This window comes from Acidisphaera rubrifaciens HS-AP3 (assembly GCF_000964365.1).
GTDB lineage: Bacteria > Pseudomonadota > Alphaproteobacteria > Acetobacterales > Acetobacteraceae > Acidisphaera > Acidisphaera rubrifaciens.
In genome coordinates this window covers 1-2,289 of the sequence record NZ_BANB01000502.1, presented here as the reverse complement: position 1 = coordinate 2,289, position 2,289 = coordinate 1, and the positions used below count along the sequence as shown (strand labels likewise).

The 2,289-nt window shown below is 73.2% G+C and carries 2 protein-coding genes; both read left to right on the top strand.

Translation table 11 applies throughout. The annotated features are described in order from the left end of the window. The coding region (locus B8460_RS13770; protein WP_048862182.1) for an MBOAT family O-acyltransferase at window positions 1-1,236 on the top strand (1,236 nt) is incomplete at its 5' end. A 16-nt stretch (window positions 1,237-1,252) separates the two neighbouring features. After that, entirely contained in the window at window positions 1,253-2,284 is a 1,032-nt protein-coding gene (locus B8460_RS13765; protein WP_048862181.1) for a hypothetical protein, read from the top strand. The last annotated feature ends 5 nt before the right edge of the window (window positions 2,285-2,289 follow it).

The window sequence follows — 2,289 nt, the reverse complement described above, 5'->3', positions numbered from 1 at the left end:
CGGGCGCGGCGCGCGGGCTGGCTGCTGGCCGCCGGCGTCGGCGGCGACCTGCTGCTGCTCGGCTGGTTCAAATACGCCGACTTCGCCGCCGGCATCACGGGCCTGACGCCGCCGCACCCGGCGCTGCCGCTCGCGATCAGCTTCTTCACGTTCCAGCAGATCATGTTCCTGGCCGACGCCCGCCGCGGCGCGCAGCCCGATCGCGGGTTTCTGCCCTATGCCGGCTTCGTCGCCTTTTTCCCGCACCTGATCGCCGGGCCGATCGTCCGCCCCGACGAGGTGATGCCGCAGCTCGTCGCGCGCCGCTTCGGCCGCTGCGACCGGGCGGAGGCGGCGGCGGCGATCACGCTGTTCCTGATCGGCCTCGGCAAGAAGATGGTGCTGGCGGACACCTTCGCGCACTACGCCGACACGGGCTTCGCCGCGGCGGTCGCCGGCGAGCGGCTGACGCTGCTGGAGGCGTGGACCGCCCTGCTCGCCTACGGGCTGCAGATCTATTTCGACTTCTCGGGCTATTCCGACATGGCGATCGCGCTGGCGCGCCTGCTCGGGGTGCGGTTTCCGATCAATTTCGATGCGCCCTATCAGGCCCGCAGCATCGCCGAGTTCTGGCGGCGCTGGCACATCACCCTCGGCCGGTTCCTCCGCGACTATGTCTACATACCGCTCGGCGGCGGCCGGCGGGGCGCGTGGCGGCAGGCGGGCGCGCTGATGGCGACGATGCTGCTGGCCGGGCTCTGGCACGGCGCGGGCTGGGCCTTCGTCGCCTGGGGCGGCCTGCACGGCGTCTATCTGGCGATCCACGCGGCGTGGCGACGGGCGGGGCTGATGCGGCTGCCCGGCGCCTGCGCGCAGGCGCTGACGCTGCTGTGCGTGCTGCTGGCCTGGGTGCCGTTCCGCGCCGGCACGCTCGCGGCCAGCGTGACGATGCTGCGCGGCCTCGCGGGGCTGGACGGCGTCACGCTGCCGCGGCTGATCGTGGCAGCACTTCCCGCGCTCGGCCGCATCGCGACGCCGGTGCCGGTCCTGACGCATCTGGGCGACGCGCGCACCCTGGCGCTGCCGGAGGCATTGGGCTGCCTCGCCCTCGGCTGGGCGATCGTGCTGGCCGCACCACCCGTGCACCGTCTGTCGGCCCGGCTGCAGACCGCGTCGCTGACGGCCGGCTTCGCCTTCAGCCTGCAGGCGCTGTTCTACGCGCCGACGCTGGCGCCGTTCGTGTATTTCCGCTTCTGATGCGCGGGCGCGTCTGATGCGCAGGCTCGCCGCCGCCTGCCTCGCGTCGGTTCTGCTCTACGCGACGCTGTTCGGCTGCGTGCTCGACCGCCGGCTCGACCAGGGGTTCCTGCGCGCGCTGATCGAGGCGAAGCTGGCGCGGGGTGCGGCGGTCGGGACGCCGAAGCTGGTGATCCTCGCCGGGTCGAACGCGCTCTACTCACATCGCTGCGAGACGATCGAGCCGATCCTGCGCCTGCCGTGCGTCAATGCGGGCGTCGCGGTCGGGATCGGGCTCGACTACCTGTTCGCCCGCTGGCGGGAGGTGCTGCGGCGGGGCGACGTGCTCTACCTGCCGATGGAAATCGCACAGTACACGCGCGGGCGGCTGGCGACGGCGACGGGGCCGGACGCGGCGATCATGTTCCGCCACGACCGCGCGACGCTCGAGCGGCTGGGCGCGTCGCGCATGCTCGCGGCGCTGTTCGCCTTCGACCTGCGCGCGGCGGTGGTGAGCGTGGCGGAGGCGGGCCTGTCGGCGGCCGGCATGGCAGACCCCCGCGGCGCGGCGGGGATCGAAGTCAATGCCTGGGGCGACCGGACGGGTCACAGCCTCGCGCTCGCGGCAGCGACGCGCGGCTTCATCCTGCACCTGCCGCCATCGGGCACGACCGGGGCGGCGATCACCGCCGGCTATGGCGCGTCGCTCATCGCGGCGTTCGTGCGCGACGAGACGGCGCGCGGCGTGCTCGTGATCGGCGGCCTGCCGACGGGCTTCGCCGACGACGCACCGGGGCCGGACGTCGTCGCCGCGATCCGACGCATCTATGTCGGCAATGGCGGGGTCTTCCTGGCGCTTCCCAACGACAGCCGCTACCCGCGCACCGATTTCTTCGACACCGCCGACCATCTGAGCGAGCCGTGCCAGATCCACCACTCGATCATGCTGGCGGGCGCGCTCGCGCGGCTGTTGCACCGCCGGGCGGACATCCATCCCGACGACCCGCCCTGCGCGGAGGCGGTGGGGACCGACATGGCGATCAATGCGCCGCCGGTGCGCGCGCGGTAGCGGCC